This is a genomic window from Sphingomonas sp. RB1R13, assembly GCF_036663775.1.
Lineage (GTDB): Bacteria > Pseudomonadota > Alphaproteobacteria > Sphingomonadales > Sphingomonadaceae > Sphingomicrobium.
This window is the reverse complement of the sequence record NZ_JAXOJM010000004.1, coordinates 79922-94721: the sequence shown is the minus strand read 5'-3', so window position 1 is coordinate 94721 and position 14800 is coordinate 79922. Positions and strand designations below refer to the sequence as shown.

Below are 14800 nucleotides of genomic sequence, written 5' to 3'. Positions count from 1 at the left end.
CCTCGCGAATGGCGAGCAGGTCAGCCGCCATTTCAGGACGTGATTGGACGGCCGGAGCGCGATTCGCCCGCCGGGACCCGACGGACCCAAGTCCGCCCAACGTGCCAATCTCAATGACAGAATAAACGGCTGCTTTCGGTATCGGCGGTCCTGCTCACGAACGATTGAGGATAGGCGCTTATCAGACTTCCTGTTGCTCGCGATCTCGTTGAATACGCGTCAAATTAGCGAACGCAGTAGGCGCCGCCTTTCGAATTCTCTGTACAAGGGCGAGCTTTGCGGAGTCGTCATGATCGACGGCCGCCATAAGGCCCGAGAAGCCATCAAGCCGCGACTTCCGCAGCCACGCGCGAGAGTCGCTGTCGTGAGACTGTCGTTGCTGATTCGCCATATTTCCCAAGATCAGTGGCACGTAGTCAGCGACGGTGTCGCCCATCGACACCGGCTCGCACAGCGCATTCTTGATTTCATCATCATGTTTGTGCGCCTCGACAAAGGCGATCATCGCTGCGCTGAGTGATGTACGCGGGGACAAGACATATTGGAGAATGATCCGGTCGCCTTGAAAGACGGGCTGGACCGGACACGGGACTGCCCCCGATGCCGTGCAATCAATGTACATCGGTGACCCACACGTCGGTTCGTTGCCATCGGCAAACTCAATTGACCCGGCCTGGATCGTCCGCACTCGCCCGCGTCGGACCACCTTCTTGATCCTTTGAAGCACCTTGATCTCGTGCGTTGACATCGTCGCAAAGTGCATCGTCCGTGGCCTCACGCTGCGATCGATCCGTAACATCACGCCGGTTCGTTCGAGACGATCGAACAGGTCGTCGAGGTCAGCCGCTTCAGCGTATGCTTCCATCTGCGCAGCCTGCGCGCCGATGCAGACTTCGAAGAAGTCCATGGCCGGTTGTATGGCCTGTCGATTGATCAGCCAGGATTCGCGCGGTCGTACCCAAGTGACGGCCTCGGGCAAAACGCCAGTGGTCAGCAGCCAATGGGCCACGTCCATGCCAGTCTTTCCGCCGCCCAGGATCACGTATCCGCTTGGAGGCGGTCCGTGACGCAGAACGGTCGCTAGGCGGTGCGGTGTAACGAGTTGTACGCCATCTCCGACCAGGAAGCTCGGCGTGTGGAGCGCTGGAACCGATGCTTCCAGATAGGTAGCATCGACCGTCTTTCGCCGGACCCGGAGCTTCGACATGGCACCGGAGGTCAACGACACAAATGTGCCATTGCCTTTGTATTCGGACAACGGGTGGTAGGTCACCCGGCCGCTCGGAAGGAAAATGCGACGCATCACCTGTTCGAAGTATGCACGCACCTCGGTACCGCTCGAGAGTTCGTAAAGTCCGGCGTTGTGACCATTTGTGTCCTTTGCGCCCGTGCCCAGGGGTAATGAATTCACTCCATAGAGCATCGACGGCTGGTGAAGGGTGACGAACGGATAGGCGTGGTTCCAATGGCCGCCGGGCGCTGCTTCGCGATCGACGATCGTCAAATGAGCATCGGTTTCGGTCAGCAGGGTGTCGGCGAAGGCCATGCCGACAGCCCCCGCGCCAATGATCAGATAATCGGTTTCGGTCACTATCCGCGCGCTTCGAGGACCATGTTGAATGGACCATCGGTCGCACGCCGGACACTGCCAAAGCCGCCGCTGCGGATAACCTCGCTCAGGCGCGCCTCGCCGGCCTGAGCGCCCAAGCCCTCGCCGACCTCTTGGTCGAGCGACGTTGGAATGCAGATCATCGTCGACGCATTGTAGAACAGCCGCCCGACCGGGTTCATGTTGTCCGCAGGGGTATCGCCCGCGTTCGGCTCGACGATCATCCATGTGCCGTCGTCGGCAACAATGCGACGCATATGCGCTGCGCATCCCGGTGGGTCGCCCATGTCGTGCAGGCAGTCATACATGGTGACGAGGTCGAAGCCCTGTTCGGCAATTTCCTTCGCCGCGACTGCCTCGAACCGCACGCGATCGCCAAGTCCGTGCTCCCGGGCATGCTCTCGCGCCGAAGCGATCGACGGTTCGTGAAAGTCGAAGCCGACGAAACTGCTCTTGGGGTAAGCCTTGGCCATAAGCAGGGTCGAGAAGCCGACGCCACAGCCGACATCTGCAACACGTGCTCCGGCTTGGAGCTTTGCCTCGACGCCGTCGAGTGCAGGAAGCCAATTCTGGACGATGTTGTTGACATAGCCGGGCCGGAAGAACTGCCCCGTCGCGCAGAACAGGCAACCGGCATGATCTCCCCACCGAACTCCGGATCCCTGCCGAAAACACTCTTCAACCTTTGGTTCGGCCTCGATCATCGCGGCCGCCAGCTCAAAGGCGCCGGCGAGATAGACCGGGCTGTCCTTGACCACGAATACGAGTGCCTGTTCGGGCGAGAGGCTGAATCGATCCGTCGTGGCGTCGTAGAGAGCATAGCCGTTGGCCGCCTGCGCGAGTCCCCACTCGCGGACATAGCGCACCGCCAGGCCGCCGGTGCGCGCCGCCAGTTCGGCCGCAGTTGCTGGCCCGCCTTCATGAAGCGCTTCGAACAGCCCAAGCCGAATGCCGATCCTGACGGTCGGCACGCTGAAAACTCCGCCAAGGTCGCCGAGCATTTTGCCAACGAACGCATTAAGCCCGGCTTCGTCGATCATGGTCATTTGCCTTCCTCCCGAGCGTCAGTTGTTGGCTGTTGTAGGATCGATGATCTGGGAGATCTCGGTGATCCGTGAGACCGGGATGCCGCTTTGCTCGGCGTGCGCCTGGATGACGTCTTCGCCATCGGCCAGGTAAATGCAGAAGGTCTTGTCACCCGCGACATAGCTATGTTGCCACTGGATGCCGCTGCCGAGCTTCGCGATCGCCTGATTGGAAGCGCGGGCCGCGCCGCACAGTTCGATCAGCGACATGCCGCCGATGCCGGCGATCTCGCGCTCGACGAGATATCGTTTCAGCTGACTCATGATGCCGATCTCCATCAAGGTTTGACGTGTCCAGCTTCGCGCAGCAGTGCCGCGTACACAAACTAAAATTCGTGGCGTTGACTAAAGCTAGTGTTTAGTGAGTTCGGATGGTGATTACTTCCCATTTGAAGTCACTCCAGGCGCTTGAACTCGCGATTCGGACGGGATCGTTCAAACGGGCCGGCGAACTGCTCGGGTTGACCGCCGCAGCGGTCGGACAGCGCGTCAAGGCACTCGAAGATTATCTCGGCGTCGAACTCGTCGTGCGCGGCCGCGCGGGCATCCGCGCGACTCCGGAACTCAGGGCGGCGTTGCCGCACCTCGAGCGCGCCTTCGCCGAACTTGGCATCGTCTCGCGCGAGCTTGACCTGCAGCGTGGGCAGGAACTCCACATTGCTGCCCCGACAGATCTGATCCAGCTCTGGCTTACCCCCAGGCTCCCCAAGTTTCGCCAGGCGCATCCCAACGTCTCCTTCTGCATCAATGGTGAAGGCGATGCACCGATTCGGTTGGCGCGAGTCGATTGCCGGATTGAATTTGGCCCAGTTGAACACCCTTCGGAGACAGAGTTTCTGTTTCCGGAATTCATCGTGCCGATCAGTTCGCCGGCAATCCGCGACCGCACTGCAAAGGAGCCGGCGCACAGTCGGCTGGAGGGCTTTCCCCTGCTTCATCTCGACGCGTACCGCGACGACCCGACCAGTCCAACATGGCCATCGTGGCTCTCGGCTTGCGGCATGGCGCGTTCGGCTCCCGATCGGGGAATACGTTTCCGCCGGATCGTGCCCGCGCTGGATGCCGTTCTAGCTGATGCCGGCATCTGTCTTTGTGGCATCGCTTTGCTTGAGGATGCGCTAGAAACTTCCACCATTTCATTGCCTTACCCCGTAAGCACGGGCGCAATGACGAGCCACGCATTCGTTGCTCACTTCCCGGCCGCAGCAAGTGCGAACCGTCCGCACGTCCAGCGCTTTAGAAATTGGCTCGCAATGGAAGCCGCGGGGACTCAAGCTTGGCTTCGCCATGTTACGTGCAGCTGAAGATGATAGGGATGGCGCGACCGTCTTCGTGCCCTGATATTTCGCGCAGGGAATGTGCAGGATTTCCGGGGGCCTGGCAAAGCGTTAGCCGCCGGGCAAGCGACAGATTGTCACGATCGCAGATGATTACCTGTTTCTTTCGCTGATGGCAGGCAATATGCGACCCTGAGACGGGTTCGCGCTACACTGCGTCGCACCATAGGCACGGAGAAGGCATGGATTTCGATTTCGCACTCGGGGACATGGCCGACGCCATCCGCGACACGACCCAGCGCTTCGCTGCCGACCGCATTGCCCCCCTCGCCGCCGAGATCGATGCTGCCGACCGCTTCCCGGTCGAACTGTGGCCGCAAATGGGCGAGCTCGGGCTGCACGGGATCACCGTCGAAGAGGAGTGGGGCGGGCTCGGGCTCGGTTATCTCGAACATGTCGTCGCGCAGGAAGAAATCGCCCGCGCCTCGGCCTCGGTCGGCCTGTCCTATGGCGCCCACTCCAACCTGTGCGTCAACCAGGTCCGCCGCTGGGCCAATGACGAGCAGAAGCGCAACTATCTCCCCAAGCTGATCTCGGGTGAGCATGTCGGCGCGCTGGCGATGAGCGAGGCAGGGGCCGGCTCCGACGTCGTCTCGATGAAGTTGAAGGCCGAGAAAGTCCCCGGCGGCTACCGCCTCAACGGCACCAAGTTCTGGATCACCAATGGCGCGTATGCCGACGTCCTCGTCGTCTATGCCAAGACCGGCGGCGCCGACGCCAAGGCCAGCCGCGCGATCACCACCTTCCTGATCGAAAAGGGCATGTCCGGCTTCACCATCGGTCAGAAGATCGACAAGATGGGGATGCGCGGCTCTCCCACCTCAGAGCTCGTGTTCGACGATTGCTTCGTCGCCGACGAGCAGGTCATGGGCCCCGAAAATGGCGGCGTCGGCGTACTGATGAGCGGGCTCGATTACGAGCGCACCGTCCTCGCCGGCATCCAGCTCGGGATCATGCAGGCGTGCCTCGATGTGGTCATCCCCTTCGTCCGCGAGCGCAAGCAGTTCGGTAGCGCGATCGGCAGCTTCCAGCTGATCCAGGCCAAGGTCGCCGACATGTATGTCGCGCTCAATTCGGCCCGCGCCTATGTCTATGCCGTCGCGCGCAATTGCGACGCGGGCAAGACCACGCGCTTTGACGCGGCAGGCGCAATCCTGCTGGCTTCCGAGTCGGCTTTCAAGGTCGCGGGCGAAGCCGTCCAGGCACTCGGCGGCGCGGGCTATACGAAGGACTGGCCGGTCGAACGCTTCCTGCGCGACGCCAAGCTGCTCGACATCGGCGCGGGGACAAACGAGATCAGGCGAATGCTCATCGGCCGGGAGCTCATCGGCGCATGACCCCCTTGGCCACGCTCCGCCTGGAGGTCGACCTCGACGAGACACTGCCGATCGGCCCTGGCCCCGATGGTGATCGAGGGGTCGCGTTCATCGCCGGCGGCCGGCTGGAGGGCGAGCGCATCGCCGCGACCGTGCTTGGCGGTGAGGACTGGTACGTCCGCCGCGACGACGGCAGCATCGCCATCGACGTCCGCCTGACCCTCCACACCGATGACGATGCCTTCATGACGCTGGCCTACACCGGCGAGTTGACCGGCACCCCTGAAGCGCTCGCGGCGCTGGGCCGGGGCGAGAAAATGCGACCGGGAAGCTACGAGATCGCCATCAAGGCCATCATCGGCTGCGGCGACGAACGCTACGAATGGCTCGACGGCGTCGCCCTCACCGGTACCGGCGAACAAGTCGCGGCAGGCCCGGTCTACCGCCTGTCGATGGCCGAGGACTCATCCCGATGAGCGGCCCCCGCCTCGACACCAAACTCGATCCGTCCTCGCCCGAAGCGCAGGCTCGCGCCACCCACAATCGCACCCTCGCGGAACGCCTCCGCGCCGACGTTGCGACCGCATCGCTCGGCGGCACCAAGAAAGCCCGCGACCGCCACACCGCGCGCGGCAAATTGCTTCCCCGCGACCGCGTTGAACGCCTGCTTGACCCCGGCTCGCCCTTCCTCGAAATCGGCCAACTCGCTGCGGGCGACCTCTACGACGGCGAAGTCCCCGGCGCAGGCCTTATCGCCGGCATCGGCCGCGTCTCGGGTCGACAGGTGATGATCGTCTGCAACGACGCCACGGTGAAGGGCGGCACTTACTATCCGCTCACCGTCAAGAAGCACCTCCGCGCACAGGAAGTCGCCGAAGCCAACCGCCTACCCTGCGTCTACCTAGTCGACAGCGGCGGCGCCAACCTGCCCCACCAGGCCGAAGTCTTCCCCGACCGCGATCACTTCGGCCGGATCTTTTACAACCAGGCGCAAATGAGCGCGAAAGGCATCCCCCAGATCGCCTGCGTCATGGGCAGCTGTACCGCCGGGGGCGCCTATGTCCCCGCCATGTCCGACGAGAGCGTCATCGTCCGCGAACAGGGCACGATCTTCCTCGCCGGCCCGCCGCTCGTCAAAGCCGCGACCGGCGAGATCATCAGCGCCGAGGAACTTGGCGGCGGCGACCTCCACGCGCGCAAGTCGGGCGTCGTCGATCACCTCGCCGAAAATGACGAGCACGCCCTGACCATCGTCCGCGACATCGTCTCGCATCTCGGGAGCGAGACAGGAGCGGGGATCGAGCTGAAGGACCCGCGCCCGCCGCGGTTCGACGCCGACGAACTCTACAGCCTCATCCCCGAGGACGTCCGCGCTCCCTACGACGTCCACGAAATCATCGCCCGTCTCGTCGACGCTAGCGAATTCCACGAGTTCAAGGCGCTCTACGGCCCCAGCCTCGTGTGCGGTTTCGCCCACATCTGGGGGATGCCGGTCGCGATCCTCGCCAACAACGGCATCCTGTTTTCCGAAAGCGCGCAGAAGGGCGCCCACTTCATCGAACTCGCCTGCCAGCGCCGAATCCCCTTGCTGTTCCTCCAGAACATCAGCGGCTTCATGGTTGGCGGCAAATATGAGGCCGAGGGCATCGCCAAGCACGGCGCCAAGCTCGTCACCGCCGTCGCCACCGCGCAGGTCCCCAAGGTCACCGTCCTGATCGGCGGCAGCTTTGGCGCGGGCAATTACGGCATGTGCGGCCGCGCCTATTCGCCGCGCTTCCTGTTCTCATGGCCCAACTCGCGCATCTCGGTGATGGGCGGAGAACAGGCGGCCTCAGTCCTCGCCACCGTCCACCGCGACGCCGACAAATGGAGCGCGGACGAAACCGAAGCCTTCAAGCAACCCATCCGCGACGACTATGAAGCGCAAGGAAACCCATGGCACGCCACCGCGCGCCTATGGGACGACGGCATCATCGACCCCGCGCAAACCCGCGACGTCCTCGGCCTCGCCTTCGCCGCCTGTTTGAACGCCCCGATCGAAGAGAAAGCGCGCTTCGGCGTGTTCAGGATGTGACTAATCCTCCCCGGTACGGGGAGGGGGACCGTGCGCAGCATGGTGGAGGGGTCCCCGCCATCCTCACGACCGCAATCAAGACGGTGAAAACCGCCCGCCGCCTGCGCAAGGAAATGTCACTTCCGGAAGTCCTGTTGTGGCAAGCGCTCCGCAAGCGTCCCGCGGGTTTCCGCTTTCGCCGCCCGTTCCCGCTCGCGCCATTCGTCCTCGACTTCGCCTGCCTCGAATCACGTCTCGCCATCGAGGTCGACGGTGCGGCACATTCATGCGGTGATCGGCCACAGCGTGACGAAGCCCGCGATCGCTACGTTGCCCAAAAAGGACTTCACACAATGCGCATCCCGGCTCGAGATGTTCTTCGCGACCTTCAGGGTTGTGTCGATATGATAATTGCCGTCTGTGCCGAGCGAGGGACCCCTCCACCGTCGCTGCGCGACGGTCCCCCTCCCCGTTCCGGGGAGGAAAAATGATCACCTCCCTCCTCATCGCCAACCGCGGCGAGATCGCATGCCGGATCATCCGCACCGCGCGCGCCATGGGCATCCGCACCGTCGCCGTCTATTCCGACGCCGACGCCAAGGCGCTCCACGTCCGCCAAGCCGACGAGGCGGTCCACATCGGCCCCTCCCCCGCCCGCGAATCCTATCTCGTCGGCGCCAAGATCATCGCCGCTGCCAAGGCCACCAACGCCGAGGCGATCCACCCCGGCTATGGCTTCCTCAGCGAGAACGCCGACTTCGCCCAAGCGGTGATTGACGCCGGGCTGGTCTGGGTCGGCCCGCGCCCGCAATCGATCCGCGACATGGGGCTGAAGGACGCCGCCAAGGCGCGCATGATCGCCGCCGGTGTCCCCGTCACCCCGGGCTATCTTGGCGAGGACCAGTCCCCCGCCAACCTCAAGGCCGAGGCGGAAAAAATCAGCTACCCGATCCTGATCAAGGCGGTCGCCGGCGGCGGCGGCAAGGGCATGCGCCGGGTCGAGGCGGCAGCCGAGTTCGACGACGCGCTCGAAAGCTGCCAGCGCGAGGCCGCCTCGTCGTTCGGCGACGACCGCGTACTGCTCGAAAAATACATCCACTCGCCGCGCCACATCGAAGTGCAGGTGTTCGGCGACACCCACGGCAACATCGTCCATCTGTTCGAGCGCGACTGCTCGCTCCAGCGCCGCCACCAGAAGGTCATCGAGGAAGCCCCCGCACCGGGCATGGACGAGGCCACGCGCGAAACCTTGTGCGGCGCAGCGGTCCGTGCCGCAAAAGCGGTCGATTATGTCGGCGCGGGTACGATCGAATTCATCGCCGACGCCTCCGAAGGCCTCCGCGCCGACCGCATCTGGTTCATGGAAATGAACACGCGATTGCAGGTCGAACATCCCGTCACCGAGGAAATCACCGGCGTCGACCTGGTCGAATGGCAGCTCCGCGTCGCGAGCGGGGAGGCCCTCCCCAAGCGCCAGGACGAACTGTCGATCAACGGCTGGGCAATCGAGGCGCGGCTGTATGCGGAGGACCCGGCGAGAGGGTTCCTCCCCAGCGTCGGCAAACTGGAGCATTTCGATCTGGGTGACGACGGCCGGATCGAAACCGGGGTCGAAGACGGTGATGCCATTTCGCCCTTCTACGATCCGATGATCGCTAAACTGATCGCTCACGGCGAGACGCGCGGCCAAGCAATCGACGAACTGGCGGCGATTCTCGACGAAGTCGAAGTCTGGCCGGTCCGGACGAACGCCGGCTTCCTGTTCAACGCCGTCACCCACCCCGATTTCGCCGCCGCCAGGCTCGATACCGGGTTCATCGCCCGGGAACAGGACAGCCTCGTTCCCGCGACCGACCCAAGCAATGAAATCTGGCGCGGGGCAGCGGCGGTTGCCCTCGCCGACGATGGTCAGGACGAGTTTGCGGGGCTCGCTGGTTTTCGCCTCAATGCCCCCGCTTCGGCCGCCGTCGCACTGGGCCATGGCGGCAAGTTCCGCTCGATTGCGCTCGACGTCGAGGGTCCGATTGCCGATGTGTCAGGCTTCCGCGACGACCGGCAGATTGTTGTGTTTAGCGAAGGCCAGGCGTACACGTTCGATCTCGCCGCCCGCGGCACCGTCGGTGCCAAGGCTGGCGATGGCGCCCTAATCGCCCCCATGCCCGGCAAGGTCACCGCGGTCGATGTCGCGCCCGGCGACACCGTCACCAAGGGCCAGCGCATCCTCACGCTCGAGGCGATGAAGATGGAGCATGCCCTCGTCGCCCCGTTCGACGGCACTGTCGCCGAACTGACGGTCGAGGCCGGCGCGCAGGTTCAGGTCGACGCACTGCTCGCCCGCATCGAACCCGCCGCGCCCGCCGAAACACCGCCCGGCGCTTAACTCAAAGCCCTTCGAAGAGCTTATCGAGCGACTTCGCCAGGTCACGGATCGCCCGCGTCCCGTCGCTCCACTCCTGCGGCAGGGGCGACTCGCTCGGGCTCGGCGGCGGCGGGGCGGGTTGGGGCACATGGAATGCCTCGGGCAGCGTCGGCCCCGCGCGCCGATCCACGCTGAGCGCCGGCGCCATGAAATTCTTCCAGATCGTTGCCGGCAGCGTGCCTCCGCTGACCTTGCCCAGCGACTTGTTGTCGTCGCGCCCGACCCACACGCCGACCACCAGGTCACCCGCGAACCCGACGAACAGCGCGTCGCGATTTTCCTGGGTCGTCCCGGTCTTCCCGAACGTCGGGGTCGCCAGCGCCGCACGCCGCCCGGTGCCCTCGTTCGCCGCCGCCCACAGCAAATCCAGCATCGGCGCCCAGTCACGATCGGGGTCGAGCCGCCCGTCGCGCTCCAGAAGCCCCGAAAACACCGATCGCGGCTCTTCGGCCTTTGCCGGAAGGCCTCTCGGCACCACCGGATAGCGTCCGCCCGCGACCGCTGCATAGGCCGACGTCAGCTCGATCAGGCTCATCCCCGACGCTCCCAGCGAAAGGCTTGGCCGGTCCGCCAGCGGACTCCCCACGCCCAGCTCGCGCGCCGCGCGAATGATGTTCGCCCGCCCGACCCGCTCGGCCAACCGCACCGTCGCCGCGTTCGACGACCGCGCAAACGCCTCGCGCATCGTGATCCGCCCGCGATAGATGCCGTCGCTGTTGACCGGCTTCCACCCATCGATCGTGATCGGCGTGTCCTCGATGATTGTGTCGGGCGTGTAGCCCGCCCGCAGTGCAGCCAAATAAACAAATAATTTGAACGCACTACCCGGTTGTCGCCTGGCCTGCGTCGCGCGGTTGAACGGGCTGTCCTTATAGCTCGTCCCGCCGACCATCGCGACCACTTCGCCGGTCGGCCGCATCACCACCATCGCGACCTGCGCATCCCCCACCGCCGCCTGCGATACCGCCCTCACCGCCAGCCGCTGAAGGTCGATATCGAGCGTCGTCGGCACCCGCGTCTGGCCATAATCCGCAGTGAAACTTGCGGCCGCTGCGGGAGCCACCCAGTCGGCGAAAAAAGTCCCTGTTGGCACACGGTTAGCACTCATCACCGGTCGCGCCATGACCGTGTCCGAGCGTCTCGCTTCGCTGATCTTTTTCGTCTCGACCATTTCGGCCAGGACCAGCCGCGACCGTGCCTGCGCCGCGGCCAGATGCTGGGTCGGGGCGAGCCGCGACGGCGCCTGCACCATCCCCGCCAGCATCGCCGATTGGGCCAGGCTCAGATTCTCCGGCTCCCGCGCGAAGTAATGATGCGCCGCCGCCCTCAGCCCATAGACCCCGTCGCCGAAATAGACTGACGACAGATAGCGCGAGAGGATCTCCTGCTTGGTCAGCCACGCCTCCAGCCAGAAGGCGATGATCACTTCCTGCGCCTTGCGACTGAAGCTCCGGTCCGACGACAGGAAGCTGGTCTTGGCAAGCTGCTGGGTGATCGTCGACCCGCCCTCGCGCACCCCGCCCGCGCGCATGTTGGCCACCATCGCCCGGGCAATCCCGCGCGGGTCGATCCCCCAATGCGAATAGAATCGCCGATCCTCGATCGCGACGAACGCCGCCGGGGTTAGCGCCTGCAGCTTGGTCACGTCGACCGGCGCCTCCTTGACCGCCCCGCGCCGCGCGATCGGCTGGCCCTCCTGCGACAGCAGCAGCATGGCGGGCGCGGGCAAGGGCTCGAGCGCGCGGGACAAGGGCGCGGTGATGATCAGCCACAGCACCGTCACCACAAACAGCGCGAAAAAAGTGTAGGCGCCATATTTGACCAGCGTCCGCCGACGACGTCGCGGTTTGGCCGGGGCGATCGACGCGTCCATCGGCGCCAGGCTCGGCGCGAGCGGGTCGGGCAGCTCCTCGACATTGGCGCCGCCGCGCTGCCAGATCTGGTCGCTATCGGCCATTCGACTCCTTGAAGCGCCCGCCACTCGCAGCCACTGCCTTAGTCCACTAAAACACTATGGCTTGCGAATCCAGACGGTTTACGAACCGCACACAGCCACTAAACCCTTTGGGGATGCAGTCGTTTCCCAATCATCCAGTCAAATTGGCCGTGCTGCTCGCAGCGGTTGCGCTGCTGGCAGGCTGCAACCGCGCGAAAACCGGTTCGCTCGATGTGATCGTCATCAGCGAGACGGCGCCAAAGCTTGTCGACCCGGTCGACGGGACGTTGACTGAAGCCGACGACGTCCTCCTCGCCAATGCCGCGCAAGGTCTCGTCCGGTTCGATCCACGCGGCCAGATCGAGGCGGGCCTTGCCGAACGCTGGAACGTCAGCGACGACGGCTTGAGTTACATCTTCCGTCTCCAGTCGGGAAAATGGCCGTCGGGGCGAAAGATCGATGCGCGCGACGTTGCCCGCCAGCTCAATCGGGCGCGGCGCGAGGCCAGCCTCGATCAGCTCAAAGACACATTGGGCGCGGTCGACGAAATTCTGGCGATGACCGACCGCGTCATCGAAATCCGACTGAGCGCGCCCCGTCCTCACCTGCTTCAACTGCTCGCCCAGCCCGATTTCGCCATCACTCGCGACACCGAGGGTACGGGCCCGTTCCTGATTCTTCCGACCGCTCCCGAAGTCCCGCTTCACTTTCGGCGGATGGTCCCCGGCGCCGACGGCGAGCCCGAGCGGATCGAGGATATTCGCCTCGGCGCCCTGCCCGCTCCCTCTGCCGTCGCCAGGTTCATCGCCGGCAAGGCCGACCTCGTTCTCGGCGGAGGGTTTGCTGACCTGCCCGTTGCGCTTCAGGCCGCCCTGCCTCGCGGCACGCTCCATTTCGATCCTGTCGCGGGTCTGTTCGCGCTCGTTCCCGGTCGTGTGGGCGGCCCGCTGGCCGACCGCGCCCTACGCTCCCTGCTCAATCGCTCGATCGACCGCGATGCGCTGGTCGGGGCGTTCAAGGTCGACGGCCTGGCCCCGCGCACCACGCTGCTCCAGCCCGGGCTTGACGGCATTGCCAGCCTTACCCCCCCGGGCTGGGCGAACATTCCCCTCGCCCGCCGCGCCGCTGGACTCACCATCGAGGCAAATCGCCTGTTCGGGCGTCGCCTTCGCCCGACGCTGACCATCAGCCTGCCTGCCGGTCCCGGCTCAACACTGTTGTTTCGCCGCCTCGCCGACGACTTCGGCCGGCTCGGGGTCACGCTGCGCCCGGCGGTCGCGGGTGAAGCGGTCGACCTTCGCCTGATCGACCAAGTTGCTCCCTCGACATCGCCGGCGTGGTTCGTCCGCCGCCTCCATTGCGGGCGCGTGCCGCTTTGTGACGCCGACCTTGACCTCATCGCCGATGCCGCCCGTGCGACTCAGTCGGCCGACCAGCGAGCCCAGCTACTCGCGACGGCCGCCGAGCGGTTCGACAGCGAGACGATGATCTTTCCGCTGACCGCACCGATCCGCTGGTCGCTGGTCAGCAGTGATGCCCCCGGATTTGCGGAGAACCGTTTCGCCCGCCACACGTTCATCGACCTGGGCCACAAGGCGGCCAGCGAAAGGTAATTTCTTCATGGCCCTGCCGACCAGCATCCGCGGACTGAACACCTCGTCCGATCCCGAATCGGTCCGCCAGCGGGTCGAGGCACTCGAACATCTGCTCGAAGGCCTGTTCACAATCCCGGGGACCAATCGCAAGATCGGGCTCGACGTCATCCTCGACCTGATCCCCGTAGCCGGCGATGCCGCCGGCGCCGCGCTCGGTGGCTACATGATCTGGGAAGCGCGCAACCTGGGCCTGTCGAAATGGCAGATGAGCCGGATGGCGGGCAATGTCGGGATCGACTTCCTGCTCGGGCTCATCCCGTGGCTCGGCGCGGTGCCCGATTTTTTCTTCCGCTCGAACAGTCGCAATCTGAAAATCATCAAGCGCCACCTCGACACGTTGGCGCTTGGGGCGGCGACCTTGCCCGGTCGGCCTTGACGCCTAGTCGCCGCTGAGCACGGGTCTGCCGACGTCGCCTTGCCCTACCGTGCGCCCGGCCATCTCCAGCATCCGCTCGAGTGGCACTCGCGCCTTGTCCATCAGCGCCGTCGACATTTCGATCCGCGGCTCCAGGTCACGCAGCGCGACATAGAGCTTCTCCATCGTGTTCAGCGCCATGTACGGGCACATGTTGCAGTTGCAGTTGCCGTCCCCGCCCGGCGCGCCGATGAACCTCTTGTGCGGGGCGGCTTTTTCCATCTGGTGGATGATGTGCGGTTCGGTCGCGACGATGATCGTCTGTGCCGGACTGGTTAGCGCAAAGTCCAGGATTGCCTTGGTCGATCCGACCATATCGGCATGATCGACGATCTGCGGCGGGCATTCGGGGTGCGCCGCCACCGGAGCTCCCGGATTCTCGGCCATCAGCTTGAGCAGCTCGGTCTCTGAAAATGCCTGGTGGACGATGCAGATTCCCGGCCACAGCAGCATCTCGCGCCCCGTCCGTCGAGCGAGGTAGCCGCCAAGATGCCGGTCGGGGCCGAAGATGATCTTCTGTTCCTTGGGGATCTGGCTCAGGATGATGTCGGCCGAACTCGACGTGACGATTATGTCGCTGAGCGCCTTCACCTCGGCCGAGCAGTTGATGTAGGTCAGCGCGATATGGTCGGGGTGGGCCTCGCGAAACGCCTTGAATTGATCAGGTGGGCATGAATCCTCAAGGCTGCATCCGGCATCCATGTCCGGCAGGATCACGGTCTTTTCAGGGGACAGGATCTTGGCCGTCTCGGCCATGAAGCGCACCCCGCAAAAGGCGATCACCTCGGCATCGGTCGCCGCCGCCTTGCGCGACAGGTCGAGGCTGTCGCCGACGAAATCGGCAAGGTCCTGAAGCTCGGGCTTCTGGTAATAATGCGCCAGGATGACCGCATTGCGTTCCTTCTTCAGGCGCACGATCTCGTCGAGCAGGGCAGGTCCGCGAAAGATCGATTGGGCGGTCAACGTTTGGCTCCG

The 14800-nt window shown here is 64.6% G+C and carries 13 protein-coding genes; 8 read left to right on the top strand and 5 right to left on the bottom strand.

The features are described 5' to 3' along the window. Positions 1 to 181: 181 nt before the first annotated feature. The 3 genes from U1700_RS12980 to U1700_RS12970 are packed head-to-tail and all read right to left on the bottom strand — an operon-like array spanning position 182 to position 2973. Positions 182 to 1591, bottom strand: a complete 1410-nt coding sequence (locus tag U1700_RS12980) for an NAD(P)-binding protein (RefSeq protein ID WP_332753104.1) — start codon at positions 1589 to 1591, stop codon at positions 182 to 184. Beyond that, a complete protein-coding gene (locus U1700_RS12975) occupies positions 1591 to 2655 on the bottom strand; it encodes a class I SAM-dependent methyltransferase (RefSeq protein WP_332753103.1) in 1065 nt (354 codons plus the stop codon). The genes U1700_RS12980 and U1700_RS12975 overlap by 1 nt, the downstream gene beginning before the upstream one ends. 18 nt (positions 2656 to 2673) lie before the next feature. Next, positions 2674 to 2973, bottom strand: coding sequence for a DUF4242 domain-containing protein (locus tag U1700_RS12970; RefSeq protein WP_332753339.1), 300 nt, complete (start codon positions 2971 to 2973; stop codon positions 2674 to 2676). 92 nt (positions 2974 to 3065) lie between these two features. Between U1700_RS12970 and U1700_RS12965 the strand changes: the two genes are divergently transcribed. From U1700_RS12965 to U1700_RS12940, 6 genes are all read left to right on the top strand, one after another. Beyond that, positions 3066 to 3998, top strand: a complete 933-nt coding sequence (locus tag U1700_RS12965) for a LysR substrate-binding domain-containing protein (protein WP_332753102.1) — start codon at positions 3066 to 3068, stop codon at positions 3996 to 3998. Between the two features lie 215 nt (positions 3999 to 4213). Then, positions 4214 to 5368 (top strand): acyl-CoA dehydrogenase family protein, encoded by a 1155-nt coding sequence (locus tag U1700_RS12960; protein WP_332753101.1) that lies wholly within the window; start codon positions 4214 to 4216, stop codon positions 5366 to 5368. Beyond that, complete coding sequence (locus U1700_RS12955) at positions 5365 to 5823, top strand: DUF3237 domain-containing protein (RefSeq protein ID WP_332753100.1); 459 nt, start codon at positions 5365 to 5367, stop codon at positions 5821 to 5823. Before U1700_RS12960 ends, U1700_RS12955 begins: the two co-directional genes overlap by 4 nt. After that, positions 5820 to 7421 carry a carboxyl transferase domain-containing protein gene (locus U1700_RS12950; RefSeq protein ID WP_332753099.1) on the top strand — a complete coding sequence of 534 codons (1602 nt, stop codon included), beginning with the start codon at positions 5820 to 5822 and terminating at the stop codon, positions 7419 to 7421. The genes U1700_RS12955 and U1700_RS12950 overlap by 4 nt, the downstream gene beginning before the upstream one ends. After that, positions 7304 to 7891 carry an endonuclease domain-containing protein gene (locus tag U1700_RS12945; protein ID WP_332753338.1) on the top strand — a complete coding sequence of 196 codons (588 nt, stop codon included), beginning with the start codon at positions 7304 to 7306 and terminating at the stop codon, positions 7889 to 7891. The genes U1700_RS12950 and U1700_RS12945 overlap by 118 nt, the downstream gene beginning before the upstream one ends. After that, positions 7888 to 9780, top strand: a complete 1893-nt coding sequence (locus tag U1700_RS12940) for an acetyl/propionyl/methylcrotonyl-CoA carboxylase subunit alpha (RefSeq protein WP_332753098.1) — start codon at positions 7888 to 7890, stop codon at positions 9778 to 9780. Before U1700_RS12945 ends, U1700_RS12940 begins: the two co-directional genes overlap by 4 nt. 1 nt (position 9781) lies before the next feature. On the opposite strand, the gene U1700_RS12935 is transcribed toward U1700_RS12940, so the two are convergent. Further along, entirely contained in the window at positions 9782 to 11776 is a 1995-nt protein-coding gene (locus U1700_RS12935) for a transglycosylase domain-containing protein (protein ID WP_332753097.1), read from the bottom strand. 113 nt (positions 11777 to 11889) lie between these two features. On the opposite strand from U1700_RS12935, the gene U1700_RS12930 reads away from it, so the two are divergent. Together U1700_RS12930 and U1700_RS12925 are read left to right on the top strand one after the other, a co-directional pair. Next, positions 11890 to 13368 carry an ABC transporter substrate-binding protein gene (locus tag U1700_RS12930; RefSeq protein ID WP_332753096.1) on the top strand — a complete coding sequence of 493 codons (1479 nt, stop codon included), beginning with the start codon at positions 11890 to 11892 and terminating at the stop codon, positions 13366 to 13368. Between the two features lie 7 nt (positions 13369 to 13375). Then, positions 13376 to 13786: a DUF4112 domain-containing protein gene (locus U1700_RS12925; protein ID WP_332753095.1), complete on the top strand. Its 411-nt coding sequence runs from the start codon at positions 13376 to 13378 to the stop codon at positions 13784 to 13786. 3 nt (positions 13787 to 13789) lie between these two features. On the opposite strand, the gene nadA is transcribed toward U1700_RS12925, so the two are convergent. Then, positions 13790 to 14788, bottom strand: a complete 999-nt coding sequence (nadA, locus tag U1700_RS12920; RefSeq protein ID WP_332753094.1) for a quinolinate synthase NadA — start codon at positions 14786 to 14788, stop codon at positions 13790 to 13792. Positions 14789 to 14800: the final 12 nt, after the last annotated feature.

What these genes read in the sequence shown, in the direction of transcription:
- U1700_RS12930 (WP_332753096.1), top strand. Translation starts at nt 11,890, where the DNA reads ATGCAGTCGTTTCCCAATCATCCAGTCAAATTGGCCGTGCTGCTCGCA.
- U1700_RS12965 (WP_332753102.1), top strand. Translation starts at nt 3,066, where the DNA reads ATGGTGATTACTTCCCATTTGAAGTCACTCCAGGCGCTTGAACTCGCG.
- U1700_RS12925 (WP_332753095.1), top strand. Translation starts at nt 13,376, where the DNA reads ATGGCCCTGCCGACCAGCATCCGCGGACTGAACACCTCGTCCGATCCC.
- U1700_RS12940 (WP_332753098.1), top strand. Translation starts at nt 7,888, where the DNA reads ATGATCACCTCCCTCCTCATCGCCAACCGCGGCGAGATCGCATGCCGG.
- U1700_RS12955 (WP_332753100.1), top strand. Translation starts at nt 5,365, where the DNA reads ATGACCCCCTTGGCCACGCTCCGCCTGGAGGTCGACCTCGACGAGACA.
- U1700_RS12970 (WP_332753339.1), bottom strand. Translation starts at nt 2,973, where the DNA reads ATGGAGATCGGCATCATGAGTCAGCTGAAACGATATCTCGTCGAGCGC.
- U1700_RS12950 (WP_332753099.1), top strand. Translation starts at nt 5,820, where the DNA reads ATGAGCGGCCCCCGCCTCGACACCAAACTCGATCCGTCCTCGCCCGAA.
- U1700_RS12960 (WP_332753101.1), top strand. Translation starts at nt 4,214, where the DNA reads ATGGATTTCGATTTCGCACTCGGGGACATGGCCGACGCCATCCGCGAC.
- U1700_RS12945 (WP_332753338.1), top strand. Translation starts at nt 7,304, where the DNA reads ATGGGACGACGGCATCATCGACCCCGCGCAAACCCGCGACGTCCTCGG.
- U1700_RS12935 (WP_332753097.1), bottom strand. Translation starts at nt 11,776, where the DNA reads ATGGCCGATAGCGACCAGATCTGGCAGCGCGGCGGCGCCAATGTCGAG.
- U1700_RS12975 (WP_332753103.1), bottom strand. Translation starts at nt 2,655, where the DNA reads ATGACCATGATCGACGAAGCCGGGCTTAATGCGTTCGTTGGCAAAATG.